21 protein-coding genes and 3 riboswitches are annotated in these 26,398 nt (G+C 49.0%); of the genes, 7 read left to right on the top strand and 14 right to left on the bottom strand.

Going from position 1 to position 26,398, the window contains the following annotated elements; translation table 11 throughout:
• The first annotated feature begins 118 nt into the window (after positions 1 to 118).
• The 3 genes from KNP93_RS14315 to treC all read left to right on the top strand — a co-directional run bounded on the left by KNP93_RS14315 (position 119) and on the right by treC (position 6,314).
• Positions 119 to 2,905, top strand: coding sequence for a GGDEF domain-containing phosphodiesterase (locus tag KNP93_RS14315; protein ID WP_214855892.1), 2,787 nt, complete (start codon positions 119 to 121; stop codon positions 2,903 to 2,905).
• A gap of 302 nt (positions 2,906 to 3,207) precedes the next feature.
• Positions 3,208 to 4,647 (top strand): PTS system trehalose-specific EIIBC component, encoded by a 1,440-nt coding sequence (gene treP, locus KNP93_RS14310; RefSeq protein WP_012371570.1) that lies wholly within the window; start codon positions 3,208 to 3,210, stop codon positions 4,645 to 4,647.
• Between the two features lie 23 nt (positions 4,648 to 4,670).
• Positions 4,671 to 6,314: an alpha,alpha-phosphotrehalase gene (gene treC, locus KNP93_RS14305; RefSeq protein WP_214855890.1), complete on the top strand. Its 1,644-nt coding sequence runs from the start codon at positions 4,671 to 4,673 to the stop codon at positions 6,312 to 6,314.
• Between the two features lie 58 nt (positions 6,315 to 6,372).
• Here treC and KNP93_RS14300 read toward each other — a convergent pair whose 3' ends face one another.
• Entirely contained in the window at positions 6,373 to 7,731 is a 1,359-nt protein-coding gene (locus KNP93_RS14300) for an alanine/glycine:cation symporter family protein (RefSeq protein ID WP_131502413.1), read from the bottom strand.
• A gap of 368 nt (positions 7,732 to 8,099) precedes the next feature.
• Positions 8,100 to 8,909 carry a DUF6612 family protein gene (locus tag KNP93_RS14295; protein ID WP_188004798.1) on the bottom strand — a complete coding sequence of 270 codons (810 nt, stop codon included), beginning with the start codon at positions 8,907 to 8,909 and terminating at the stop codon, positions 8,100 to 8,102.
• A 259-nt stretch (positions 8,910 to 9,168) separates the two neighbouring features.
• Between KNP93_RS14295 and KNP93_RS14290 the strand changes: the two genes are divergently transcribed.
• Together KNP93_RS14290 and KNP93_RS14285 are read left to right on the top strand one after the other, a co-directional pair.
• Positions 9,169 to 10,527: an alkaline phosphatase gene (locus tag KNP93_RS14290; RefSeq protein WP_131502415.1), complete on the top strand. Its 1,359-nt coding sequence runs from the start codon at positions 9,169 to 9,171 to the stop codon at positions 10,525 to 10,527.
• Between the two features lie 11 nt (positions 10,528 to 10,538).
• On the top strand, positions 10,539 to 11,189 hold the full coding sequence (locus KNP93_RS14285; RefSeq protein ID WP_131502416.1) for a DUF4352 domain-containing protein: 651 nt from the start codon (positions 10,539 to 10,541) through the stop codon (positions 11,187 to 11,189).
• A 58-nt stretch (positions 11,190 to 11,247) separates the two neighbouring features.
• On the opposite strand, the gene KNP93_RS14280 is transcribed toward KNP93_RS14285, so the two are convergent.
• The 9 genes from KNP93_RS14280 to KNP93_RS14240 all read right to left on the bottom strand — a co-directional run bounded on the left by KNP93_RS14280 (position 11,248) and on the right by KNP93_RS14240 (position 21,543).
• Positions 11,248 to 13,884, bottom strand: a complete 2,637-nt coding sequence (locus tag KNP93_RS14280; RefSeq protein WP_214855888.1) for an EAL domain-containing protein — start codon at positions 13,882 to 13,884, stop codon at positions 11,248 to 11,250.
• 126 nt (positions 13,885 to 14,010) lie between these two features.
• The gene (ribH, locus tag KNP93_RS14275; protein ID WP_131502418.1) at positions 14,011 to 14,469 is read right to left on the bottom strand and encodes a 6,7-dimethyl-8-ribityllumazine synthase; all 459 of its coding nucleotides are present in this window, start codon (positions 14,467 to 14,469) and stop codon (positions 14,011 to 14,013) included.
• Position 14,470: 1 nt separating this feature from the next.
• A complete protein-coding gene (ribB, locus tag KNP93_RS14270) occupies positions 14,471 to 15,655 on the bottom strand; it encodes a 3,4-dihydroxy-2-butanone-4-phosphate synthase (RefSeq protein WP_214855885.1) in 1,185 nt (394 codons plus the stop codon).
• Positions 15,652 to 16,281, bottom strand: a complete 630-nt coding sequence (gene ribE, locus KNP93_RS14265; RefSeq protein ID WP_214855882.1) for a riboflavin synthase — start codon at positions 16,279 to 16,281, stop codon at positions 15,652 to 15,654. Before ribE ends, ribB begins: the two co-directional genes overlap by 4 nt.
• Complete coding sequence (gene ribD, locus KNP93_RS14260) at positions 16,266 to 17,312, bottom strand: bifunctional diaminohydroxyphosphoribosylaminopyrimidine deaminase/5-amino-6-(5-phosphoribosylamino)uracil reductase RibD (RefSeq protein ID WP_214855879.1); 1,047 nt, start codon at positions 17,310 to 17,312, stop codon at positions 16,266 to 16,268. Before ribD ends, ribE begins: the two co-directional genes overlap by 16 nt.
• 156 nt (positions 17,313 to 17,468) lie before the next feature.
• Positions 17,469 to 17,616, bottom strand: a riboswitch (FMN riboswitch).
• A gap of 158 nt (positions 17,617 to 17,774) precedes the next feature.
• On the bottom strand, positions 17,775 to 18,986 hold the full coding sequence (locus KNP93_RS14255) for a M20 family metallopeptidase (RefSeq protein ID WP_214855876.1): 1,212 nt from the start codon (positions 18,984 to 18,986) through the stop codon (positions 17,775 to 17,777).
• Positions 18,987 to 19,013: 27 nt separating this feature from the next.
• Complete coding sequence (locus tag KNP93_RS14250; RefSeq protein ID WP_214855873.1) at positions 19,014 to 19,835, bottom strand: MetQ/NlpA family ABC transporter substrate-binding protein; 822 nt, start codon at positions 19,833 to 19,835, stop codon at positions 19,014 to 19,016.
• A 36-nt stretch (positions 19,836 to 19,871) separates the two neighbouring features.
• Positions 19,872 to 20,522: a methionine ABC transporter permease gene (locus tag KNP93_RS14245; RefSeq protein ID WP_214855871.1), complete on the bottom strand. Its 651-nt coding sequence runs from the start codon at positions 20,520 to 20,522 to the stop codon at positions 19,872 to 19,874.
• Positions 20,512 to 21,543 carry a methionine ABC transporter ATP-binding protein gene (locus tag KNP93_RS14240; protein ID WP_214855869.1) on the bottom strand — a complete coding sequence of 344 codons (1,032 nt, stop codon included), beginning with the start codon at positions 21,541 to 21,543 and terminating at the stop codon, positions 20,512 to 20,514. Before KNP93_RS14240 ends, KNP93_RS14245 begins: the two co-directional genes overlap by 11 nt.
• Before the next feature lie 86 nt (positions 21,544 to 21,629).
• A riboswitch (SAM riboswitch) is annotated at positions 21,630 to 21,733 on the bottom strand.
• A gap of 249 nt (positions 21,734 to 21,982) precedes the next feature.
• A riboswitch (SAM riboswitch) is annotated at positions 21,983 to 22,086 on the top strand.
• Between the two features lie 62 nt (positions 22,087 to 22,148).
• Between KNP93_RS14240 and KNP93_RS14235 the strand changes: the two genes are divergently transcribed.
• The gene (locus KNP93_RS14235; RefSeq protein ID WP_251138838.1) at positions 22,149 to 22,907 is read left to right on the top strand and encodes an alpha/beta hydrolase; all 759 of its coding nucleotides are present in this window, start codon (positions 22,149 to 22,151) and stop codon (positions 22,905 to 22,907) included.
• A gap of 67 nt (positions 22,908 to 22,974) precedes the next feature.
• Here KNP93_RS14235 and KNP93_RS14230 read toward each other — a convergent pair whose 3' ends face one another.
• A complete protein-coding gene (locus tag KNP93_RS14230; RefSeq protein ID WP_131502427.1) occupies positions 22,975 to 23,595 on the bottom strand; it encodes a thymidine kinase in 621 nt (206 codons plus the stop codon).
• 177 nt (positions 23,596 to 23,772) lie between these two features.
• On the opposite strand from KNP93_RS14230, the gene KNP93_RS14225 reads away from it, so the two are divergent.
• The gene (locus tag KNP93_RS14225; RefSeq protein WP_214855864.1) at positions 23,773 to 24,423 is read left to right on the top strand and encodes a DedA family protein; all 651 of its coding nucleotides are present in this window, start codon (positions 23,773 to 23,775) and stop codon (positions 24,421 to 24,423) included.
• Between the two features lie 35 nt (positions 24,424 to 24,458).
• Here the strand turns inward: KNP93_RS14225 and KNP93_RS14220 are convergent, their stop codons facing one another.
• Together KNP93_RS14220 and rho are read right to left on the bottom strand one after the other, a co-directional pair.
• On the bottom strand, positions 24,459 to 24,704 hold the full coding sequence (locus KNP93_RS14220; protein WP_012371588.1) for a type B 50S ribosomal protein L31: 246 nt from the start codon (positions 24,702 to 24,704) through the stop codon (positions 24,459 to 24,461).
• Between the two features lie 97 nt (positions 24,705 to 24,801).
• Positions 24,802 to 26,166 carry a transcription termination factor Rho gene (rho, locus tag KNP93_RS14215; RefSeq protein WP_131502429.1) on the bottom strand — a complete coding sequence of 455 codons (1,365 nt, stop codon included), beginning with the start codon at positions 26,164 to 26,166 and terminating at the stop codon, positions 24,802 to 24,804.
• Positions 26,167 to 26,398: the final 232 nt, after the last annotated feature.

The raw sequence follows: 26,398 nt of genomic DNA, 5'->3' as shown, positions 1-26,398 counted from the left end.
GAGTCCTTTTTTTGTTTTTTTGAACGAAACGTTCATTCTTCCATTTGAATGTTATATTATAAAAATGTGAACCAAATTTTAGGTTTCTTTTTATATTTTTTAACTGGAGGTTTTGCCATTGTCATTTAAGAAAGGACTACAGACCCTACTAAAACGTGGTCAGGACGTATCCACCATTGACGAACACTTCATGGAAAACCATCCGGATGCGATTTATACACTCGACATTTTAGGACGTGTCACGCGTCTAAACGATAAAACATCCCTATTACTGGGCTATACGAGAGACGCTTTAATGAACCACTTCAAACATTTTGTTCATCCAGACGATCAAGACAGCACAGTGTTCCATTTTCAACAGGTCATGCAGGGACAAAGCGAAACGTATACGGCACACATCCGGCATTCGAAAGGTCATTATCTCGAAATGATGATCGTCAATATTCCGATCTTCTCCAATGGTCTGATTGTCGGGGCTTATGGAATTGCTCGCGATTTAACGACAAACCGACTGATGAAACAACAGATGGACTCGATTCAGTTTGATCAGCAATTGGTCGAAACACTTCCGGGAATCGCACTGGCCGCATTCAATGAGCACGGTAACTTGTTGCGCTCCTCCGACTCGTTCGCGGAATTATTCGGAGTCCGGCCCGAACAGCTCAAACATTTGTCTAAACAAGAGTTTTTCCAACGGATTCATCCTGCTGACCAACAGGAGTTTCGTGAATATCTCGATCTGTTGAAAACAAACCGCTGTTTGCCTTCACTCGACATCGAAACACGTGTCCTTCATCCACAGCATGGTTATCAGGATATCTTCTGCCGATGTGCGTTCCGGCAAGATGACCGGCAACAACAGGCAGAGCTCACTTGTGTTCTCTATAATCTTTCGGAACACAAATCATTGGATAAACAACTTCATGATGAAAAAGAAAAGTTTTTAACGTTCCAACAAGTGTCGACGAGTGCGATTTACCGGTACGATATTGATCAAAAAAAGATTGATTTTCACACACGGGGATTTGAAAATATCTTTGAAGGATTGCTGCACCGGCACCAACAGGTCGACGGGCTTTGGATCGAGGATTTGATTCTTCCTGAAGATCGATCAAAAGTCGAAGCGAGTTATCACCGGATTCTTGCCAATCATGAGTCCGAAGTCTCCTATCGTATCCGTCACGACGATAGGATTCATTGGATTTTAGAAAACCGGACACCGATCCGTAGCGCAGACGGTGTCGTCTCCGCTTTCCAAAGTGTCATTCAGGACATCACACAGTTAAAACAACAGGAAGAGAAAATTTTTCAACTGGCGATGCATGACCGGGTGACGGGACTGCCGAACCGGACACTCGTTCTTGAACAAATGAACCAATGGATTGCTACTTATCCCACGTTCAGCGTCTTGACCGTCAGCTACAATGCCTTACAGGACATCAATCATGATTTCGGTTATCCGATTGGTGATAAGTGGTTGTCAAAAACAGCAACACAATTGTTACACCACCTGCCGACTGCTTCTTACTTTGGTCACCTCTACGGAGATGAATACATCGTCCTGTTCCCGAACGTCGTCGAAGAATGTTCAATCAACAAGATCTGTGAACAATTGATTGAACTGTCCAAACAAAAAATCGTCGTCGATTCCTACGAATGGTACCCGTCAATCGGTATCGGCGTGAGCCGTTTTCCGGAAGATGCGGATTCGGCGGAAGACCTTGTCAAAACAGCGAGCATCGCCCTCGGTCGGGCCCGTGTGAATGAATACAGTGTCTATTCCTCGACGTTCAATATCGAGACTTACCGGCGCCATCAACTTCAAAAAAGTATCCGAACGGCTATCCGCCGGAACGAACTGTTCCTTGAGTATCAGCCAAAAGTTAACGCGTGGTCCGGAACGATTGTCGGAGCTGAAGCGTTAATCCGCTGGCAACATCCGGACTGGGGCCGGATTCCGCCAAACGATTTCATTCCGTTATCCGAGGAAAGCGAGATGCATATCCTGATTGCCGACTGGGTGCTCGAAGAAACATGCCGGAATATCAATCAATGGATTCTTGCCGATTTACCGATCGTTCCGATTTCAATCAACGTTTCTCCAAAACGCTTGATCCACGGGAACTTTGCCGAGACCTGCCAGGAAACACTCCAGCGCTTCGGTGTTTCCCCAAGCATGCTTGAAATCGAAATTCTCGAGACCGATGTCTTGTTTGATAACAGTAAAATTCAGCAGTCACTTCAGATGCTCAGTCAAATGGGCATTAAGATTGCCTTGGATGATTTCGGAAAAGGCTATTCATCAATCTCTTATCTGCAACAGTATCCGATTGATACGATTAAGATTGACCGGCAGTTCGCGACGACGCTGGTCCAGGACAAAAAAACACAATCCGTTGTCCGGAGCGTCCTCTTCATGGCAAAGGAATTCGGCATGGATGTCGTCGCAGAAGGTGTCGAGACGATGCGACAACTCCACTTCTTACGAGGACTCGAATGTACGACCATCCAAGGATACTTGTTCAGTAAACCGTTACCTAAAGTCCATTTCGAACGCGCCATGCGCGAACGGCAGATTGCAGCGACGGAAGCGATGACTGCCCCAATCAGCACCCGGACGGTCGATGCTTCCATTACGATTCAACGGCTGAACGGACAGGATATCCACGTCGGTCGAACAAATATCGTGGTCTCCAAAGGGACCATGCATAGTGTCTCCTTCTATTCCCCGCTACATCTGCCTGTTCATGAAGGGATTGAACTCGTTTTGATTTTGAAACAACAGCCGATTCCGGTCCGACCGCTTCAGGCGATCGAACTGGATAACGGTCAGATCGAATATGAATGCCAGTACTTGGATGTGAAGCAGTCCCATCTCGTCTTCGAAGCGCTGCAATCTTCCTGAAAAACAAGACTGATTCAAAAAGGAATCTCTCGTCTTTTCACGCTCTTTCCTGTAGGAGTTGCGTGAAACAGTGATTCCTGTTTAAACGAGAAAAGGGCGGCAGAATTAGAATCTGCCATCCTTTTCTTTGTAGGGACTGACTTTTGAGTCAGCCCCTTTTTTATTGATCAAAGCGGTTTCAAACTTATCTATATAAGTTATTGACTTAACTTATATAGATAAGTTAAGATGAGTGTGCGCATATAAGAAAACGTTTTCATTTCAAAATGAGTCTTCAGTTCAATCCCAAAGGAGAATGTGAGATGAAACCCAACTATCGGCAAATTGCAGAACAAATCATCGAACGAATCGGTGGCAAAGATAACGTCGAGCAGGCAGCCCACTGTGTCACCCGCCTCCGCTTGACATTAAAAGATCAAAGTTTGGTCGAACAAGAAGCGTTACTTGAAGTCCCGCTCGTCAAAGGAGCTTTCCTGAATGCGGGTGTCTATCAGATCGTCATCGGTGCCGGCGACGTTGACCGTGTCTACGCCGAGTTCATTCAATTAACCGGTTTACAGGCGACGACAATCGCTGACGTCAAATCGTCCGGTGCCTCGAAAATGAATCCGTTCCAAAAACTGATCAAAGTCTTTTCCGATGTCTTCATGCCGATCATCCCGGCCATCATCGTCGCCGGACTGTTAATGGGAATTAACAATCTGTTCGGCATTGAGTTTGGCGGCAAGACGATGATCGAACGGTATCCGAACCTGCAGGGTTTATGGGATTTAATCAACATGATGGCGAACACGGCGTTCGTCTTCCTGCCGGCACTGGTCGGCTGGTCCGCCACGAAACGCTTTGGCGGCAGTGAAATCCTCGGGATTGTCATGGGACTGATGCTCGTGCACCCGGATCTCCTGAACGCTTGGAATTACGGTCAAAGTGCACTAAAAGGGGATATTCCGACATTCAATATCCTCGGCTTATTTGAAATCGAAAAAGTCGGTTATCAAGGACAGATTTTACCGGTCCTCGCTGCCGCTTACGTCTTAAGTACAATCGAACGTTGGCTCAAAAACCGTGTTCCGAATGCGATTCAGCTGCTCGTCGTCCCGATCACGACCATCACATTAACCGGCTTCCTGGCCCTTGCCGTCATCGGACCGGTTACACGTCAAATCGGAGACTGGATTACAATCGGCGTCGTCAATACGTTTGAAGCCGTTCCACTCCTTGGTGCGTTGCTGTTTGGTGCCCTTTATGCCCCGCTCGTCATCACGGGAATGCACCACATGTTCATCGCCGTCGATCTGCAACTGATCGGTCAAAGCGGGACGACGTTCATCTGGCCGATGATTGCCATCTCGAACATCGCTCAAGGATCGGCGACACTTGCGATGCTGTTCCTCGCGAAAAACGTCAATGATAAAAACATGGCATCGACTTCCGCCATCTCGGCTTACTTCGGAATCACCGAACCCGCCATGTTCGGGGTCAATCTCCGGTTCAAGTATCCGTTTTATGCGGCACTGGTCGGATCCGCGATTGCATCTTCCTTCATCGCTGTCAGCGGAGTACTCGCACCGGCAATCGGTGTCGGCGGTCTTCCGGCCTTCATCTCGATTGTTCCCGGATCGATTCTGTCCTTCATCATCGGGATGGTCATCGCGATCATCGTTCCGATCGTCTGTACGTTCCTGTTCCATTACGTCTCGACGAAACGTGCCCGCAAAGCGGCACTTAAAGAGGCAGCATAAGTTTTAGAAAGGTGTGACCTGATATGACTCTTACGACAACCGACTGGCGTAAATCCGCCGTCTACCAAATCTATCCGAAAAGTTTTTACAGCCCGGAAGGCAAAGCGACCGGTACGCTGCGTGGTGTGACAGCGAAACTCGATTATCTGACGGAGCTCGGCGTCGATTACCTATGGCTGACGCCGGTCTATGCGTCCCCGCAACGCGACAACGGCTATGATGTCAGTGACTATTACGCGATTGACCCGTCTTACGGTACGATGGCAGACTTCGATCAATTGATTGCGGAAGCAAACAAACGCCAGTTATCCGTCATGATGGATATCGTCGTCAATCATTGTTCGACCGATCATATGTGGTTCCAGCAAGGACGAAATCCCGACAGCCCCTACCACGATTACTTCATCTGGCGGGACGAACCAACGGATTGGGTGTCAAAATTCGGTGGACCGGCCTGGTCGTTCGACGACGTCGCCGGTAAGTATTACCTGCATCTGTTCGACGAGACGCAAGCCGATCTCAACTGGGAAAACCCGGCGCTCCGGGAAGCCGTCTATCAGATGATGGGCTTTTGGCGCGATAAAGGCGTCCGCGGCTTCCGGCTCGACGTCATCAATCTGATTTCAAAAGATGACAGTTTTGCAGATGACCCGACCGGTGACGGCCGGAAATACTATACGGACGGTCCGCGCGTGCATGACTACCTGCAGGAGATGAACCAGCGTGTCTTTGCCGGTCATGACTTGATGACCGTCGGTGAGATGTCGTCAACGACACTCGATCATTGCCTTCGTTACTCGAATACAAATGAGCAGGAGCTGAAGATGACCTTCAACTTCCACCACTTAAAAGTTGATTACCCGAACGGAGAAAAATGGACGGCAGCCCCGTTTGATTTCCTCGAGCTGAAACGGATTCTCTCCGACTGGCAGGTCGGGATGCAGGGAAATGCCTGGAATGCGATTTTCTGGTGTAACCATGATCAGCCCCGCGTCGTCAGCCGGTTTGGTGACGACACGGTTTACCGGATCGAAAGTGCGAAGATGCTTGCAACGACGTTACACGGCTTACAAGGAACACCGTACATCTATCAGGGCGAAGAAATTGGCACACCAAACCCGGACTTTACCGACTTGGCGGATTACCGGGATGTCGAGACGCTGAACGCCTATACTGAAAAAACAACGCTCGGTGAAACGGAAGCTGATATTTTGGCCGCAATCCGTCAAAAATCCCGGGACAATGCCCGGACACCGATGCAATGGGATGCGTCACCGCACGCCGGTTTCTCGACCGCGACACCATGGATTCCGGTTCCTGAAAATCATACTTCGATCAATGTTGAAGCTGCTCTCGCCGATCCGGACTCGGTCTTCTATCATTACAAGAAGCTGATTCACCTGCGCAAACAGTATGATGTTTTGACGAACGGCATTTACCGGCTTCTGACACCTGATGATCTTGCGCTCTGGGCGTACGAACGAATCACTGATGAGGAACGGCTGCTCGTCTTGTCAAACTTTTACGGTACGACAACTTCGTTCACGTTACCGGACGAGTGGCTTGATCATCAGATCCTGATTCAGAACTATCCGGATGTGTTAGAGACGTCAGGGCAAGTCACATTACGCCCGTACGAATCCCTCATGCTCTATCAAACGGCTTAATCAAACAAATCCCGCACTCTCCATATGAGAATGCGGGATTTGTGCAATGTCAGAGATTCTATGAAATTCGTCGTTCGGCCTCCTCCCGTTTCAACTGTTCCCGGAACAGTCGTGTTTCCGCAATGACGACACCGGACAAACCAATCAAACCAATCAAGTTCGGAATGGCCATCAGTCCGTTGAAAACGTCGGAAATCGCCCAGACCATGTTCAAGTTCGTCGTCATCGCACCAAGTCCCGCGACGAGTACAAACAGAATCCGGTAAGGTAAAATCGATTTTTGACCAAACAGATAATAGATTGATTTTTCCCCGTAATAGGACCATCCGAGGACTGTCGAGAAGGCAAACATGACAAGACCAATCGTCACGATGTACTTCCCGGCCGGTCCAAGGAACACTTCAAAGCTGGCTGTCGTCAATTCGACCCCTTCCAGCTTTTTATCGAGCTGACCACCCATGACGAGTGTCAAGCCGGTTATAGAACAGACGACAAGCGTATCGAGAAAGACCTGCGTCATCGAGACGAGTGCCTGACGCCCCGGGAAATCCGTTTTTGCAGCGGCGGCGGCAATCGGTGCAGAACCGAGACCTGCTTCATTCGAGAAGACCCCGCGGGCGACCCCGTAACGAATCGCGGCACCGATTGCTCCGCCGGTGATGGCTTCGTTCGAGAATGTACTGCTGAAGATGGTCGCGAGCGCACCCGGAATCAAATCAAAGTTCATGACCATGATCAAGAGACCGCTTCCGACATAGAAGAAAATCATGAACGGGACAAAATAACTGACGACTTTCCCAATCGACTTAACTCCACCAATAATGACGACCCCCGTCGCCACCATCAGGACAATCCCCGTTACATACAACGGCACGTCGAACGTCGATTTCATCGCCAGTGCAACAGAGTTCGTCTGAACACCGTTACCAATCCCGAAGGCGGCAAGCGAAGCAAACGCGGCAAATAACACGCCGAGCCATTTCTGTCTTAATCCCCGTTCGAGATAGTACATCGGCCCCCCGGCCATCTGTCCTTTCTCATCGACAACACGGTACTTGACGGCGAGAATCGCCTCGGCATACTTCGTCGCCATCCCGAATAATCCGGATAACCACATCCAGACGATCGCGCCCGGTCCCCCGAGGACGACGGCTGTTGCAACCCCAACGATATTCCCTGTACCGACCGTTGCCGCAAGAGCTGTCATCAATGCCTGAAAATGACTGATATCCCCTTCCGACGTGTCGTCCTGATGTTTCGTGAATGCCAGTTTTAAGGCATACGGAAGCTTGGTAATTTGAATGAATCCAAGTCGTATCGTCAAGTAAATCCCTGTACCGACCAAAAAGATAAGCAACGGCGGTCCCCAGACAAAATCCGATACCGTACCAATCCACTCACTGAACGCTGTCCCCATTCTGTTTCCCCTCCTTCAATTCGATATGTACTTTTCTATCTTTTCAGAATTTACAGATTATTGTCAATGGTTAATTTTCTGTGCAGACGATTGCCTAGCTTATATTGTTGTATTCTTTTTACTGCTCACTAAAAGGGGCTGACTCAAAAAGGAATCTCTCGTCCTTTCACGCCCTTTCCTCAGGCGAGACACAAGCCAGTTTCCCTTCCTGATCCAGGCAGGAAACCGGGTCTTGTTTGTCTCTGCCAGCGTGAAACGAGTGATTCCTGTTTAAACGGGATAAGGGTGGCAGAATTATAATCTGCCACCCTTATCTTTGGAGAGACTGAATTTTGAGTCAGTCCCTTTTCAGGTCAATCAGTTTCTTCTTATTGCTTGCTGCTCGGCAACTCCTGTGCGTCTTTTGCTTCCGCCGGCAACTCAATCGATTTAATCTCATTGAATTTCGAGAATACAGATTCGTTTTTCATCGTAAATTCCGTTCCTTCTTCAATCTCAAACGCCATTTCCATATCAAGCGTCTTTGGATAGTAGGTTTTTGCATCATACGTCATCGAGTACTCCATCTTTTTATAATCCACTTGATCCATGACCTCTTTCATTTGGGCAAGCTGTCCGGATTGTTCAAGAGAATCCTTCATGAAGGCTTTCAGTTGATCGCCTTTCAAATCGACATCGATTTGATAGACATCACCTTCTTTTTTCATCGTCCAATTGTCTTTATATTTTTTGAGTAACTTCAGACTTTGTTCTGTCGATGCCGACGACTCCATGTTTTCTAACATATCCCCTAGTTCCGATGTATCTTGTACCAACCATTGTCCGGATTGCGACATATACATTTTATCATCCACGAGATACAGTTCCGTTTCGACATCGGTCCCGTCTTCTGCATTTTTCATTGTCATCTTTTGATACATCGTCATCGGCTTTTGGATGATGTCTGCCGAAATCTTTTGACTGATCGGCATACCGCCAACTTCCGACATCATGTCACTGTCCATATGAAACGACTTGATGTTTTCTTGTGCGCTTGACGCTTTTTTCAGCAACTCCGTATTCGAAAGCTGTTTGGAACCGTTCTCCCCTTGACCATCTTCTATGGTCTCGTTATTACACCCTGCCAGTCCAATCGTTGCCGTAAGGAGACCGACCGTCATCCACCTTGTCTTCTTCATCGTCATTCCTCCTTGAAATTGATTATCTTTCTTTACGAGCTGTCACTGAAAAATGTTTCAAAACCATTTCTTATCTTATTACCGTTCTGACTGTTTTTTACTCATCGACCTTCCTGTCCGACGTAAAGTTTTCTGTTTGATTCTTAACAAAACTTTACATCCCTCAAATGTTCGTTTTACACTCTACCGCTAAAGTTAGTCCTGTAGATCTGATCCGATACTAAACTATTTATTTATTTTCCTGAAGGAGGAACAATCCATGAAGTTAAAACGAATCATTCCCATTCTTGCCTTGTCGACCCTTTCCTTAAGTACGATGGTCTCGATGAACGACGCTGAGGCTAAGACGAAACATGCAAAATCACCGGAAATCCGGAATGTCATCTTCCTGATCGGGGACGGGATGGGTGTCTCGTATACGTCAGCCCACCGGTACTTAAAAAATGATCCTTCGACGCCGGTCGCGGAAAAAACGGCATTTGATCAATATCTCGTCGGACAACAGATGACCTATCCGGAAGACCCGGAGCAAAACATCACGGATTCCGCATCCGCCGCGACGGCGATGTCGTCCGGTGTCAAAACATATAATGCCGCGATTGCCGTCGACAATGATAAATCAGAGGTCAAGACGGTCCTTGAAGCAGCGAAAGAACGCGGAAAATCGACGGGACTTGTTGCGACATCCGAAATTACACACGCGACACCGGCTTCATTCGGCGCGCACGATGAGAACCGGAAAAACATGAATGCGATTGCGGACGACTACTTCAAGGAGCGGGTCAACGGCAAACATAAGATCGACGTCCTGCTCGGAGGCGGGAAATCAAACTTCGTCCGTCCGGATACCGATTTGACGAAAGCGTTTAAGAAAGACGGTTACAGCTACGTCACGAATCTGGATCAAATGCAGGCGGATAAAAACAAACAGGTCCTCGGTCTGTTTGCGGACGGTGGTCTGCCGAAACGCATCGACCGGGAATCATCCGTTCCGTCACTCGAACAGATGACGAATTCCGCCATCAAACGACTTGATTCAAACAAAAAAGGCTTCTTCCTGATGGTTGAAGGAAGTCAAATCGACTGGGCCGGTCATGACAATGACATCGTCGGTGCCATGAGCGAGATGGAAGACTTCGAACGTGCCTTCAAAGCGGCAATCGCCTTTGCCAAAAAAGACAAGCACACGCTTGTCGTGGCGACAGCCGACCATTCGACCGGCGGTTACTCGATTGGAGCGGATGGTATCTATAACTGGTTCGCCGAGCCGATCAAGGCGGCGAAAAAGACACCAGACTTCATGGCAGCAAAAATCATCGAAGGTGCCGATGTCAAAAAAACGTTGACGACATATATCGACCAGAAGAAACTCACCCTGACGGAAGATGAAATCGAGTCCGTTACACGTGCTGCGGAATCGAAGAAACTGCTTGATGTCGACAATGCGATCGAAGCCATCTTCAATGAACGGTCGCACACCGGCTGGACGACAGGCGGACATACGGGTGAAGACGTTCCCGTCTATGCGTTTGGTCCAGCGAAGGAACGGTTTGCCGGACAAGTCGATAATACGGATCATGCCAAAATCATCTTCGATTTACTGAAGTCGAAGAAATAAGGAGACTTTCCATGAAACAGATACTTGCTGCCTTGATGCTCGGGACGATTCTTTCGGGTTGCGGCACTACGCCAGACACCGTCCAAGAGAAGTCATCAGAAAAGTCGGCCCCGAAACAGGAAACACCGGTATCGATCGAAAAGTCTGCCGCATATGTCCCGAACCCGCAATTACCAGATGACCGGAAACTGACGAAAGTCGACGCATCGGTTACCGACGACAAAGGCGAATTGACGTTAAAACAGTTTGTCCGTCCCGACGTGACACGAACGATCGGACCGATCACGATGAAAGTCGAAGAAGTGAAAGTGTTCCATGCCCGGCCGAGTTACGGGATGATTGATTTCTTCCACGGGTTTACGCATGAGGAATCGTTTGACCTCGTCAAGACACGTGTGACGATCACGAACAGAGGCGATGAGCCGGTCACGTTTAACCCCGTCGCTCACTTCAGGCTCGATGCAAAAACCGAGAAGACACTGCAAGACGATGTCTACCTCGAGTCGCTCGCTGCGACATATGCCCCCGGCGAGACACGAAGCGGAAACTTCGGTTTCATTATCGAACAACCGCTCACATCAGTCGAGTTGTTGACGAGTGATGTCCTCAGTGCGAAACGTGATGTGCTTGGAAAAGGTTCGTCCCTTTCTTTGCGCTTATAATGCTAAAAGACCAAAAGACGATCCCTTCCTGTTTTGCTGGAAAGGATCGTCTTCTTTTTTAGTAAAGAGCCGGAATTTGTTCTGCGGGCATCGGGCGACCAAAGTAATAACCTTGCATCCGCGAGCATTCCAACCAATTTAGAACGTTGACCTGCTCGAGCGTCTCGACACCTTCCGCGATGACCTCAAGATCGAGTGACTTCGCTAAATGGATGATGGATGAAATCATCGAGTAGCCGGTCGTCGTCGGTTGGATTTTTTCGACGAACTCGCGGGGAATCTTCAATGTATCAATCGGGAAGTCCGCTAAACGGGATAAGGAAGAGTAGCCGGTTCCGAAGTCATCAATCGAAATCGTAAAGCCGAGTTCTTTTAAGCGATTCATCGTCACGACGGTTTCTTCGATATCTTCGACAGCTGAGACTTCCGTGATTTCAAGATCGATACGCGTCGGATCAACACTTGTTTCCTCTACTAAACGAATCAAAGTCAGGACGAACGTCGGATGATGAAACTGTTGCATCGAGACATTCAGTCCAACCTTCAATGTGACTCCTTCATCTTCCCACCGTTTTGCCTGTAAAAACCCTTCGCGTAACACCCATTCACCAAGCCGGATAATCATGCCGACTTCTTCCACCATCGGAATGAAATCGTTTGGTGCAATCATTCCGAGTTCCGGATGATTCCAACGGATCAGTCCTTCGACACCGACCATCTTATACGTGACCGTATCGACTTGCGGCTGATAATGTAAAATCAATTGATTGGTTTCAATGGCAATCGGCAGCTCCGATTCGAGTCGCAAGCGGTAGGACGCTTTTTCGGCAATATCTTCAAAGAAGATGATGGATTTACCGCCACCCGATTTTGCCTGATACATCGCAAGATCGGCCTGCTTCAGCAACGTCACGACGTGTTTTCCCGCTGTCCGCTGACATATGACGGCTCCGATACTTGGATTGGAAATCAATTCGATTCCTTCAATCGCATACGTTCGTTTTAAGTCATCGAGCAGACGGGCCGTTCGGCTTCTGCCCTGCTCATCCGACGTAACATCCCGCAAGATGACGGTAAACTCATCTCCGCCTTGACGGGCGACGATATCGTCCGGATTGACGGCTTCTTGCAGGCGCTCTGCCACTTGAATCAACAACTGATCGCCGACATGGTGACCGAACGAATCATTGACGAGTTTAAAGTCGTCGAGATCAATAAAACAGAGAATGATGGTTTCTTCCTTCCGCTCTTCTTCGACTAAATGGTGCAATACTTCTTCAAAGTAGGTCCGATTGATGACCCCGGTCAAATGATCGTAATAAGCAAGCCGGCGGATTTTTAATTCATTTTCCCGGATGGTCGTGATATCCTGCCCAATCCCGTACATCCCGACGAATCGATCCCGGACGCGAATCGGAATGTTGGTTACATTCAGCAAAACATCTGGACCGCCAGATTTTTGGAAAACAGTTTCAAATTGCTGTGCTGTCGCCTTGTCTGTCGATGTCTGTTGCCATGTCGTGAACTGCCGATACGTTTTGCCAATCAATTCCTCCGCATCCTGCTCCGTCAATTTTTCGAACGAAGGATTCGCGCTTTCAATACGTCCCTTCAAGTCAAGTGAATAGATGGCATCCGGATGGTAAGTAAACAAAGACTTATACCGTTCCTCACTCACTTCTAACTCGTCCGCTTTATGATGAATTTCTTCAATTAATTCTTGGTGACTCAAAATCATTAGAATCTGGCGGACTAAAATCAGGAGAATCGTGATAGCGCAACCTATCATTAAGCCATTCATTGCTTCATTTTGGCGTGCATAAAAGGTCATCGTTGAAAATAAAAATATGACTAACAGATATGGTAAAAACATTTTCCCGATCGGTGCACGTCTTCGTCGCGTTGTTTCTTTCTGTTGCCTTTTTTGTACGGGATTATCCAAATGACCAGATATACTAATCGTCAGTAAACCAATGACAAACAATGGATCAATCAACCGGATGACATCCTCACCGCTGACGGTCGTCACATAGACAAACGATGTATCTGCGCCGACCTGTAACAACAATCCGATGAACAAACACTGAAACATACGTCGTCGTTTTTGCCACTCGTGTTTCTCAAATAAATAATAGATACTGATCATACAAAATAACAGAACGATATCGCACATCGGGTAAGCAAAGGCCAGGACGAATTCCGCTTTCGAGGTGAACGGTTCGTCAAACAGCGGACGGATTAAGAAAAACCAACTGTAGGTAACAGCGACCGTCATAACGATGGCGATATCAAATATAAAGCTGACTAAACGAGCTTTTGTGACATGGCGTTGGATTGCGTGTAGAAAGGCCACTAAAAAGAAGACAGATTGCAACACGTAAAAAAGATCCGAGATACCGGGAAAGGGAACTTCGACTTGAAGAATATTCTCATACGTCCCCCACATCAATTCGGCAATCAGATAACTTCCTGTTCCGTATGCAAGGTAGAGAAAAAAATGTCCTTCTTGTTGGTCCGGTTCTCGTTGCGCCTGAACCAACAAACATGTCGCAAACGCGCAACCGAGTATGGAAAACAAGTTACTGCCCCAAGCTGACAACTCTGGCTGGTTTGCAAAAATAATCAGCCAAAGATAGTAAATTGTAATAAAGCAGACGATAACAGGCAGATAATAAGCTTTTTTTGAACGCACCATCTTCCTTTCCACCCTTCTGTAAAGAGTCTTTCCCTTATCATTAGGGATGGAGTTCGTAAAGTCCTGCCAGAATAAAAAAAGAGACCTGTTCCATTCGGAAACAGGTCTCAAGACTCAGTTATTTCATTAAATAGTCCGTAACAGGTTCGCCATCTCGATTGCTGAGACCGCTGCTTCGTATCCTTTGTTCCCCGCTTTCGTTCCCGCCCGTTCGACGGCCTGTTCAATTGAGTCAGTCGTCAGGACACCGAAGATAATCGGCACCCCTGTTTCACGTGACGCGCCGGCGACACCTTTCGCGACTTCGTTGCAGACATAATCGTAGTGTGATGTCGCACCGCGAATGACGGCACCGAGTGTGATGACAGCGTCATACTTTCCGCTTTTCGCAAGCTTTTCCGCGACGAGCGGAATCTCGAACGCTCCCGGAACCCATGCTGTATCGACAGCATCCGCAGCGACTCCGTGACGACGGAACGCATCGTTTGCTCCACCGACCAGTTTCGATGTAATCAATTCATTGAATCGTGCTGCGACGATTGCGACGCGTAGTCCTTCACCTGTTAAAAATCCTTCGAATACCATGTTATTGTCCTCCTTGGATATCGAGCAGATGCCCGAGTTTCGTTTGTTTGGTTTGCAGATACTGCTTGTTTTCCGGTACCGGGTCAATCTCAAGCGGAATCCGCTCGAGCACCGTAATACCGTGTTGTTCCAGTGCCTGTTGTTTTTCCGGATTATTCGTCATCAGCCGAATTTTCGTGACACCTAAATCGTGTAACATCGCGGCTGCGACTTTGTAATCCCGTAAATCCGTCGCATACCCGAGCGCGTGATTCGCTTCGACCGTATCGAGTCCCTGCTCCTGCAACTCATAGGCTTTCAGTTTCGCCATCAAGCCGATACCGCGCCCTTCCTGGCGCAGGTAGAGTAACGCTCCGCCTTCATGTCCGATGCGTGCCAGTGCTGCGTCAAGTTGCGGACCGCAATCACAGCGTTTTGATCCGAAGACGTCTCCCGTCAGACATTCCGAATGCAGCCGGACGAGCATTCCGTCTTCCGGCTCTCCCGACAGGACGGTCACGTGTTCTTTTTGATCAGGCGTCGTATAGCCGAGCATCCGAAACGCACCGTGCGCGGCCGGAAGCAGGACGTCCGCTTCGCGCCGGACAGGACGTTCGAGATACGTGACGAGGGCATCGATTGTAATCATCTTCAGCCCGTGGACTTCTTTATAGGTCAGTAAATCATCCACGCGCGCCATCGTCCCGTCCTCTAAGATGATTTCACAAATGACAGCTGCTTCAGCACTTCCGGCAAGCCGTGCCAAATCCACACCGGCCTCCGTATGTCCACGCCGTTCCCGGACACCGCCCTCTTTCGCAATCAAGGGGAAAATATGACCGGGACGCTTAAATTGTTTTGCCTCATCCGTCAGCATCCGTTGAATCGTCAACGCACGTTCCGCGGCACTGATGCCGGTCTTCGCTTCTTCATGATCGATGCTGATCGTAAACGCCGTCCCGTGCGGATCGGTATTGTGATCTGTCATCGGATTCAGCTCAAGGCGTTCTGCAAGTTGCGGGCTGACCGGAACACAGACGAGTCCTTTCCCGTACGTGATCATGAAGTTGATTTGTTCGGGTGTCGCATGTTCCGCGAGGAGAATCAGGTCCCCCTCATTTTCCCGGTTTTCATCATCACAGACGATGATCGGACGTCCGTGTTTTAATTCTTCAATCGCTTCTTCTACGAGATCAAATCCGTTCATCCTGCTCCGCCTCCTAAAAATGCCGACCAATCCGTTTTTTGTTCCTGCTGTGTAAAGTGATACAAATGTTTTGCCATCAAATCACACTCGATATTGACGAGTGCCCCGCTTTGCAACCGGTCGAACGTCGTCACCTGTCGGGAGTGCGGAATCAATGAGATGATTAAACTGTTCGGTTCCACGTGTTGGATCGTCAAGCTCGTTCCGTTGATCGCAATCGAGCCTTTCGGAATACAGTATTTACTCCACTCCCCGGTCTCGATCCGGTATTCCATCGCTTCACCGTCCGGTCGACGGCTTAAGAACCGGGCTGTTCCGTCAATGTGTCCGCTGACGAAATGACCGCCAAACCGTCCGTTAGCCGGCATCGCCCGTTCGAGCTGAACCGGTGTGCCGACCCGCAACGTCTGAAGGGACGTTGCCCGAATCGTTTCGTGAACGGCGTCCGCCGTGAACCCGGTCGCCGTCATCGCCGTGACCGTTAAACAAATCCCGTCGACGGCGATGCTGTCGCCGATCTTCGTTTCTTCAAGAACATGCCGCGCCTCGATTTCGAGCGCTAAACCGTTCGGGCGCGGAACTTTTCGTTTAATCGTCCCGACTTCTTCAATCAATCCCGTGAACATAAGCCGTCTCCTTTCCGCGTATAACGCAGATGGACATCCTGTCCGATTTGCGCGACGTCGGTTAAATCGAACCGGTCTTCAATCTCGATTGTGCTTGTCAATCCGGTCGTCCCTTGTAAGACGGACGGGGCTTGATAGATTTCAAGACGATCGACAAGGTCTGCTTCTAAAAATGACGACTGAATCGTTGGTCCGCCTTCAATCAACAAACTGCGGATCCCCTGGTCGTACAATATGTCTAAAATCTGATTCGGTGTCGTATACGTGCCGACGAGAATCGTGACGTTCGATTGAATTGAGACACGCGGTTGTTCCGTCAGCCAGTATGTCGGATTCAAACCGTCCCGAAAGACTTGGGCGCTTTCCGTCAAACGTCCACGACGGTCGACGACGACCCGAATCGGTTCAGGTCCGGCTTCCGTGCGTAACGTCAATGCGGGATCATCGATTAAAATCGTCTCACTCCCGACTAAGATGGCGTCATGTGTTGCCCGCAGCTCACGTCCTGCCGCCCGGGCTGCATCTGATGTAATCAGGCGTTGCTCACCTGTCGTGACGACACCGTTTAAACTTTGGGCGACTTTGACGGTGACGACCGGTCGTTTCCGCTCGAGACTTTGCCAAAACGGTGTATAAAATCGAACCGCTTCGTCTTCGAGTAATCCGGTTTCGACCGTCAGTCCGGCTTCACGCAGACGCGTAATACCTTGTCCGGCGACGATTGCATGCCGATCTTCCGTTGCGACGAACACCCGCTTGATGCCGGCGGCTAAAATCGCCTCCGTACAGGGCGGTGTCTTTCCATGATGGTTACACGGTTCGAGTGTGACATAGAGATCCGCACCACGCGCCGCTTCTCCTGCCATGTTTAATGCTTCGACTTCCGCATGCGGACCACCCGCAAACCGGTGGGCACCGAAGCCTATCACTTTTCCATGTTTCGTAATGACACAACCGACACTCGGATTTGGACTCGTTTGTCCGTCCAGCATCCGTGCCAACTGCATCGCCTGGTGCATTCGATTATTCATATTTCCGCTCCTTTCAAAAGAAAAGACGCCGCTGCATTTGCAGGGCGTCATGATTGAAGGATCACGAAAGAAACGTCTTGTTTTCTGTTCAAAAGCATACAGAAATAGACCTTTTCCCGAACAGATTTTTTCAGAAAATGGTTTCAAGCACATTTTTTCGTTCTTCTCCCATCCGGACTTTACCGTCGGCCCTGGAATCACACCAAGTCAGCCACAATGCGTACATTGTGGGTCGCGGGCTCGTCGATTCGAAAATCATCGCATTACCGCCGGTTGGGATTTTCACCCTACCCCGAAGAACTGGTTATTCAGTTGTACAGGTCAAGACTAGCACAGGTTATTTTAAAATACAAAAGAGAATTTGTTTTCTTTTTTCCGGTTCAACAAAAAAAGTATGGTTTGGCCCGCCCGGTCGTCTTGATGACATCCGGTCGGACCAACACATACTTCTGTCTTTCGCTGTTACGTCAAGTAACCGTTTTTCCGGTCGTGGAACTCCTGTTTGACCGTCCCGAGTAACGAGTCATCCGTCAGCAGACGGAACGCCGTCCGGGCCAGGATTTTCGCTCCCGTGATCAAGGCTTCGTCGCCTTGTTCCGATTTCGCCGCCTCCCGGAAACTTTCCGTATGGGCAACTAAGTCGTCTGCTCCAATCTTGATGTACGGATGGATCGTCGGCAGGACCTGGCTGATGTTGCCGGCGTCGGTCGAACCGAGACCCTGCCGTTCATCGGTCTTGACGTCTTCCCCAAGCGCCGTCGCTTCTTCCCGGAAAATCTCGTCAAACGTCCGGTTGAACAACAGGTTATCGACTTCGTTTTGGAAGGCGATGATCTCAAGCGTCGCTCCGGTCGCAAGGGCTGCCCCTTCGGCAACGGCTTTGACTTTTGCCGTCACCGCATTCAGCCGTTCGCGTGTCGTCGCCCGGATGAAGAAACGGGCTTTGGCATACTCCGGAATGATGTTCGGCGCATCTCCACCATCGGTAATGATTCCGTGAATCCGGATGTCACTCGGCAACTGTTGCCGTAACGCATTGATTCCGTTAAACAACTGAATGACGGCATCCAGGGCATTGATCCCTTCTTCCGGCGAAGCTGCCGCATGGGCCGGTTTACCGGTAAAGGCAAAATCGAGCGGATCAACGGCGAGCGAAGAACCGGTAATCCGGGTCTGTCCGGACGGATGGACCATTAAGGCCGCATCGATGCCCGTCAGCAGATTGTGTTTGACGAAACTCCCTTTCGCACTGCCGTTTGGTCCGCCTTCTTCCGCCGGTGTCCCGAGGACGACGACACTGCCGCCGACTTCATCCAGAACTTGACTGACGGCAATCGCTGCTGCGACACTTGTCGTGCCGATGATGTTGTGTCCGCATGCGTGACCGATTCCCGGCAAGGCATCATATTCAGCTAGAAAAGCGATCGTTGCTCCCGGTTTATCCGAGACCTTCCGGGCGAGAAACGCTGTCTCGTGTCCGGCCACACCAAGTTCGACTGTAAACCCTTCGGCTGTCAGGCGTTCCGTATGATGACGCGACGCAAAATATTCTTCATTGCCGATTTCCGGTGTCGCATGAATCCGATGGCTCGTCTCAAGATACGACTCCCGTTTTTGCTCAATATCCTGTTCAATCGTTTGTGTCAGGTTTTGCCGTCTCGTCTGAATTGTCATTTGGGTCACGCTCCTTTTGGTTTTTGGTTATTCTCCGATATCGCTGAGAGGGACGAACGTTGGAATCGTGCTGCCTTTGTACTCTTTTTTGATGAAGGCAGCGACGTCATCCTGATGGTACAGCGAGGCGATTTTCTTGAGCGTCTTTTTGTCTTTGTCTTCCGTCCGGGTCGCGATAATGTTGATGTACGGTTTTGCCGTCTCGTTTTCATGGAGAATCGAGTCCTTGATCGGATTAAAGCCGGCATCGACGGCAATTCCGTTATTGATGATCGAGGCCGAGACATCCGGCAGCACGCGTGGTGTCTGACCGGCCACGACCGGGACAATCTTCAGTTTTTTCGGATTCTCGACGATTTTATCAACGGAGCCGTTACCGTCAAAGTCGTCCGGCAATTTAATCAAGCCGGCTTCCTGCAACAGCAGCAATGCCCGACCCATGTTCGTCGCTTCGTTCGGGACGGCAATCTTTCCGCCAACCGGAATGTCTTTGACGTCCTTGACCTTATCCGAATAAATCCCCATCGGCGCGATGACCGTCGTCGCAATCGGCGACAGTTTTAACTTATGTTCTTTTTTGAAGGCGTTAAAGTAAGAGACGGTCTGGAAGGAGTTCGCATCAATCTCCCCTTCCGCCAGGGCGAGGTTCGGCTGGACGTAGTCGGAGAACTTGACGAGTTCAATCGTGATGCCCTCTTTCTTCGCTTTTTTCGCGACGTATTCCCAGACTTGTGTATCAGAACCGCTGACTCCGAGCTTGACCGTCTTTTGATCTTCTTCTCCGGAAGCGGCACATCCCGCAAACAATACCGTCGTTAATGCTGCACCAATCGCTAAACCTTTTTTCATCTTTCATCTCTCCCTTTTTTCTCTATTTGTAGTTGTTTAGTGTCTCCGAATTTTTCGTGCTAACAGATTGCCTGTCGTCTGTAACCCTTGAACCAAGATGACGAGAATTCCGACCGTGATGATCATGACCGTCGTATCAAACCGTTGGTAACCGTACGTGATTGCCAAGTCACCAAGTCCCCCGCCACCGATTGCCCCGGCCATTGCTGATGCGCCGATCAAACCAATCGTCGCAATCGTCAGGTTCAGAACAAGCGAGCTGAGCGCTTCCGGCAACAGAAAACGGAAAATCGTCTGCAACGGTGTCGCCCCCATCGCTTCCGCTGCCTCAAGGACACCGGTATCGACTTCAAGCAACGAACTTTCGATCAGGCGGGCAATGTACGGTGCCGCGTAAAAGACGAGCGGAACGATTGCCGCCTGTGTTCCGATTGACGATCCGACAATCAAACGGGTCAGCGGAATGATTGCCACGAGCAGAATGATGAACGGAACGGACCGGAAGATATTGACGATGCCGCTTAGGACATTGAAGAACGGAATTTGTTCGAGCAACGCTCCTTTGCGTGTCACGACAAGCAGAATCCCGAGCGGTAAACCAATCAATGTCGAAAAGAGTAATGACAGTCCAACCATCGTCAACGTCTGCAGAAAAGCGGTCCAGATGTCCGTGTAATTAACTAGCATCTGCGAGCACCTCCTCGACGACGACATCCGATTGATCGATGTAATGCAGTGCCCGTTTGATTTCCGCCGCATCACCGATCAGTTCAACAAGCAGACTGCCAAACGGAATGTTTTGCAGTTCCGTAATGCTGCCGTGCAGGATGTTGAGATCGACATCAAACCGTTTCGCGACTTGCGATAAAAGCGGTTGTCCGGTCCCTGCCCCGAGGAAGTTGATTTTGTAGATATGGTGCCCGGTATCCCGTTGATCGATGACTTTTTGAACCGACGCCGGAATCTCATCCTGCATGACGGAACGGACGAAGTTTTTTGCCGTCGCCGTTTGCGGATTCGAGAAGACGTCGAACACGGTACCCGATTCAATCAGCTTGCCGGCTTCGATGACGGCGACCCGGTCACAAATCTCACGGATGACACCCATCTCATGGGTAATCAGTAAGATCGTGATGCCGTATTCCTGATTGATTTGTTTCAGCAGGCGTAATATGTGTTGTGTCGTCTGCGGATCAAGCGCCGAGGTCGCTTCGTCACACAACAGGACGGACGGCTGGGTGGCAAGTGCCCGGGCAATCCCGACCCGTTGTTTCTGTCCGCCCGATAACTGGTCCGGATAATGATCGGCCTTATCCGCCAAGTCGACGAAATCCAGCAGTTCATTGACCCGCCGATGGACCTCGTCTTTTTTGACGCCCTTTAAGACAAGGGTTTTTGCGACGTTCGCAAAAACCGTATTCGAATCCAGCAGATTGAAGTGCTGAAAAATCATCCCGATGTGTTGTTTGGCTTCCCGTAACTGTTTCGCCGAGAGCGTCGTCAAATCTTGGCCATCGACCGTCACACTGCCCGATGTCGGCCGTTCAAGCAGGTTGACGCATCGTAATAAGGAACTTTTTCCGGCTCCACTGAAACCGATGACACCGAAGATTTCTCCCTTTCGGATTTCGAGATCGACCCCGTTCAGCGCAGCAATCGATTGTTCCTTTGTTTCATAGATTTTTTTTACATTTTTGAATGTAATCACCACTTGTTCCCCCTTTAAAATACAAAAAAGGTCTCTTCTTAAGAAACAAGAAGAGACCTGGATCCGCACAATGGCAGAATCCACTCGACTCATCTCTCAGACAATTGTCTGATGGAATTGGCACAGTGCTCATAATGAGTCTGTTGCCGAGGTTTCGTAGGGCCAGTCCCTCCACCTCTCTGGATAAGTGTTGCGGTATGAAATTCGTATGTGTGTTGTTGCCGGTTGAACTTATGTCGTAAAACTAATTTTTACACTACAGAAAGATCTTTTAAAGGTCAACCATATTTTCAAAAATAAACCATATGACCCATATCGATTTTTGTCCCGGGACAAACCGGATCGTTGTCTGAATTTTGACGCCTGTTCAAGAGAGTTTGACAATTCATTTCCGCCAATGCTATCATCTTCTCAATGATTAATCCGACAATTCCTATACGATATATCAAGAGTGGACGAGAGACCTGGCTCTAGGACTCCACGGCAACCTGCTGTTATGCAAGGTGCTCCGACCAGCAAAGCGGTTGCTTTGGATGATACACACGAGAAACTCGTTTGCGTCCAAAGCCAAACGGGTTTTTATTTTTGAAATGGAGGACGAGATGATGAGTATGGTTTATCCTGTTATACCGGGTGCGGAAGCCTTTTCCTTAGGACGCGGATCCGTCGGCATTTTGCTCTGTCATGGTTTTAACGCAACGCCGCAAAGCGTTCGGGCTGTAGGAGAACAGTTCGCAGAACAAGGTTTCTCCGTCTATGCCCCTCGCCTGCACGGTCACGGGACCGATGTCCGGGAATTCGAAGCGACGACGGCAGATGACTGGAAACAGAGCTTGCGTGACGGCTTCGAACAGTTAGCCGGACGGTGCGAATCGATCTTCATCGTCGGACAATCGATGGGGGCGACACTTGCCCTGTCACTTGCCGCTGAAGGTCTCCCGATTGCAGGAATCATCACGATAAATGCCGCCTTGTCCGTCCCTGCTTACGAAGCCTTATCCTTCACCGATTGTCCGGTCTATCTGCCGGAAAGCACCCCTGATATCAAGCAGACCGCTTTTGAAATCATCTATGATCTTGTCCCCGCAGTTTGTGCTTCGGAACTGTTACGACTCATTGATGACACGCGACTACACTTAGCGACGATTCAAATTCCGACACTTATTTTATATTCTGCTGAGGATCACGTCGTCCCGCCGGCCTGTTCCGATTATTTGTACCGGACGATTGGGGCAACAGATAAACGCAGTTATTGTCTGCTCGACTCGTACCATGTCGCGACGCTTGACCATGATCAAAAGACGATTGTCCGTGAGACCTTACAATTCATCGAACAGTTCAGCCGGTTGACACGAACCGGTTGATAAAAAAAAGCGAACGATTCCCGGCCGTGAGGCCAAAGAATCGTTCGCTTTTTCAAATCGTCTATTCTCAATTTTGCTGTTGTTTTTTCCATTCCTGTAACGGTTGCGGTTTGCCCGGAACTTGATGACAATGACGGCAACGCGGTTCATAGGATTCAGACGCCCCGACGAGAATGATTGGATCATTGTAGTTTGCCGGCTTCCCGTCAATCAATCGTTGTGTCCGTGACGCCGGATCTCCGCATGACAGACAAATCGCCTGTAATTTCGTCACGAATTCCGCACGTGCCAGTAATTCAGGCATCTTGCCGAATGGCTCGGCCCGAAAATCCTGATCGAGTCCCGCACAAATAACGCGTTTGCCATCTTGAGCCAGTGCTTCGATGACTGCGACAATCTCATCGTCAAAAAATTGAACTTCGTCAATCGCGACGATTTGCGTCTCTTCCGCCACTGCTGCATAGACATCACGGCTCGTCGCCATCGGAATCGCAATGACCGAGTTGCCGATATGCGACACGACATGCTCTTCATGATACCGGTCATCGATTGCCGGCTTGAACACTTGAACCGGTAACTTTCCATACTGTGCCCGTCTGACACGACGGATCAGTTCTTCTGACTTGCCGGAAAACATACTTCCGCAAATCACTTCAATCCAACCATATTGATTGATCACATGCATCATCGTAAACACCGTCCTCTAAATTAGTCACTTTAACGAGTATAGCCCGAATCTAAATTGAGAAAAAGGATTGACTTCTAAAAATCAAAAACCCTTGCCAAATTCGCCACTTTCTTCATCTTCTCATTTCAACTGGTATGTATTTCCTGTACACTGAAAGAGAAGTTTCTTTGAAGGAAGGTGACTCCGATTCATCACATATTACATGAAGTCCTCCATCAATATGGAGCGTTCGGACTCGCAATTCTTCTGGCCGGTGGAATCGTCGGTCTTCCGGTTCCAGACGAGACGTTACTCGTCATGTCAGGATTCTGGATGCATCATGGTGATTTGCCGCTCGTCGGGACAATTCTTGCTGCCTATGCCGGCAGTTGTATCGGAATGACAATCAGCTATGTGCTCGGTCTGAAACTTGGAATGCCGTTGCTCCATCGAATGGCTCCGAAGTTACGTATTTCTGAAAAACATATTTTCAAAGCAGAAGCCGGATTTTTACGTTACGGAAAAACGGTTTTAATCATCGGTTATTACATACCCGGTCTCCGGCAACTGTCCGCTTTTTTTGCCGGCGTCTCGAAAATGCCGTTCCGGATCTTCGTTACTTATGCCTATACCGGTGCTTTAATTTGGATCAGTGTCTTTTTAGGAGCAGGTTATTTCCTAGGTCGTCATTTTTCCTTCAGTCTTTTACTCGAACATTTTGCGAACAATCCGGATACACTTCCGTATCTGATTGGTGCTGCCGGTGGAATCGGTCTATCCTTCGTTTTAAAAACGTATCTGGCGTACCGTGCCAAGTTCTGTCTATACAAAAACAGCCTGCTCCAGTAATGGAGACAGGCTGTTTTTTAATACTGAAGTCGCAATTACTTGCGGCCGTATTTTTTGTTGAAGCGATCGACACGACCGTCTGCAGCGTTGAACTTTTGACGACCAGTGTAGAATGGGTGCGAGTCCGAAGACACATCCACACGGATGAGTGGGTACTCGTTTCCATCTTCCCAAGTGATTGTCTCGTTCGAAGAACGTGTAGAACCAGTCAAGAATTTGTACTCAGTAGTTGAGTCCATAAATACAACTTTGTTGTAGTTTGGGTGAATTCCTTGTTTCATGGTTGTTTTCTCTCCTTCCGCCCTGGTTCATTTGCTGAGCCAGAGTAAGTTACCTTCCTATACTAAACGATTTTTTCATGTCCCGCAATACCTATTTTCAAGTCGTTGTGTCGGTTTTCGTCACACGTGGTTTAACAGGTGCGCGCCGTACGGGTTTCTTCTTTTCTTTCTCCAGTTCGACAAAAAATTCTTCGTTATTTTTCGTGTCCCGAATCTTGCGTAAGAAGCTGTCGACGAACTCATTGGACTCGTTCATCGTCCGGCGGATCGTCCACAAGGCATCGAGCTGATCTTGCGGTAACAGCAACTCTTCTTTCCGTGTTCCGGATTTCCGGATATCGATGGCCGGGAAGATCCGGCGCTCGGATAATTTTCGGTCCAGATGCAGTTCCATATTGCCGGTTCCTTTAAACTCTTCATAGATGACATCATCCATCCGTGAACCGGTTTCGACGAGTGCCGTCGCAAGAATCGTCAGACTGCCACCGTGTTCGATATTCCGGGCGGCACCGAAAAAGCGTTTCGGTTTGTGGAAGGCTGCCGGGTCAATCCCTCCGGACAATGTCCGACCGCTTTGCGGAACAGTTAAGTTATAAGCCCGCGTCAACCGTGTAATCGAGTCCATTAAAATAACGACATCTTTTTTATGTTCGACGAGACGCATCGCCCGCTCAAGGACAAGTTCCGAAATCCGGACGTGGTTGTCCGGTGTTTCGTCAAACGTTGAACTGACGACATCCGCTCCGGGGACAGAACGTTCGATGTCCGTCACTTCTTCCGGCCGTTCGTCAATCAACAGAATAATCAATTCAACATCCGGATGATTCACCTGGATCGAATTGGCGATTTCTTTTAATAGAGAAGTCTTACCTGCTTTTGGCGGCGCGACAATCAAACCGCGTTGGCCAAATCCAACCGGGGCAATCATATCCATCACCCGGACCGACAAATGACGCGGTTCTGTCTCAAGACGCATCAGACGATCTGGATAGATCGGTGTCAATGCCGGGAAGAACAGACGATTGCGCGCCGTATCCGGTGCTTCTCCATTGACGGCTTCCACACTTAAAAGACCTTGGAACCGTTCATTTTCTTTTGGCGGCCGGACTTTTCCAGTCACGACGTCTCCGTTACGGAGATTAAAGCGGCGGATTTGTGAGGCGGCGATGTAGATATCTTCAGAGGATTGCGAATAGTTGATAGGACGAAGGAAGCCGAAGCCGCCATCATTTTGCATTTGTGGGTTTCCGGGGATAACTTCGAGTACCCCTTCGAGGAAATAAAGACCGGTGGATTCTGCTTGCGCTTTAAGAATCTTGAACATCAATTCACGCTTACGCGCCTCTCGGTACTGTGGTACGTTTTTTGTTTTTGCAATCTCATATAAATCTTTTAATGTCAGGTTGCTGAGTTGAGCGAGTGTATAGGAACGTTCTGGTTTGTCAGTTTTTTCAGTTGGCATATGCATTCACCTATTCTTCGTATAAATTCAGGAGCAAAGGATGTAATCATCATGGTGCGATGATCATGTTGTATATTCTTCGTGAATTAAAGGTATCACATTTCATCCATTTCGTCGTGATTTAAGAAATGGGAATTTCTTCTTTGTAATATTCGAGTATATTATTGCAGTTATGTTACAAAAACGTCATGTTTTGTAGCGGAACTGAAAAAACGTTTTCATGTCTCCGCAT

It is taken from the genome of Exiguobacterium sp. s166, assembly GCF_018618855.1.
GTDB lineage: Bacteria > Bacillota > Bacilli > Exiguobacteriales > Exiguobacteriaceae > Exiguobacterium_A.
This window is presented reverse-complemented; position numbering and strand designations above follow the sequence as displayed.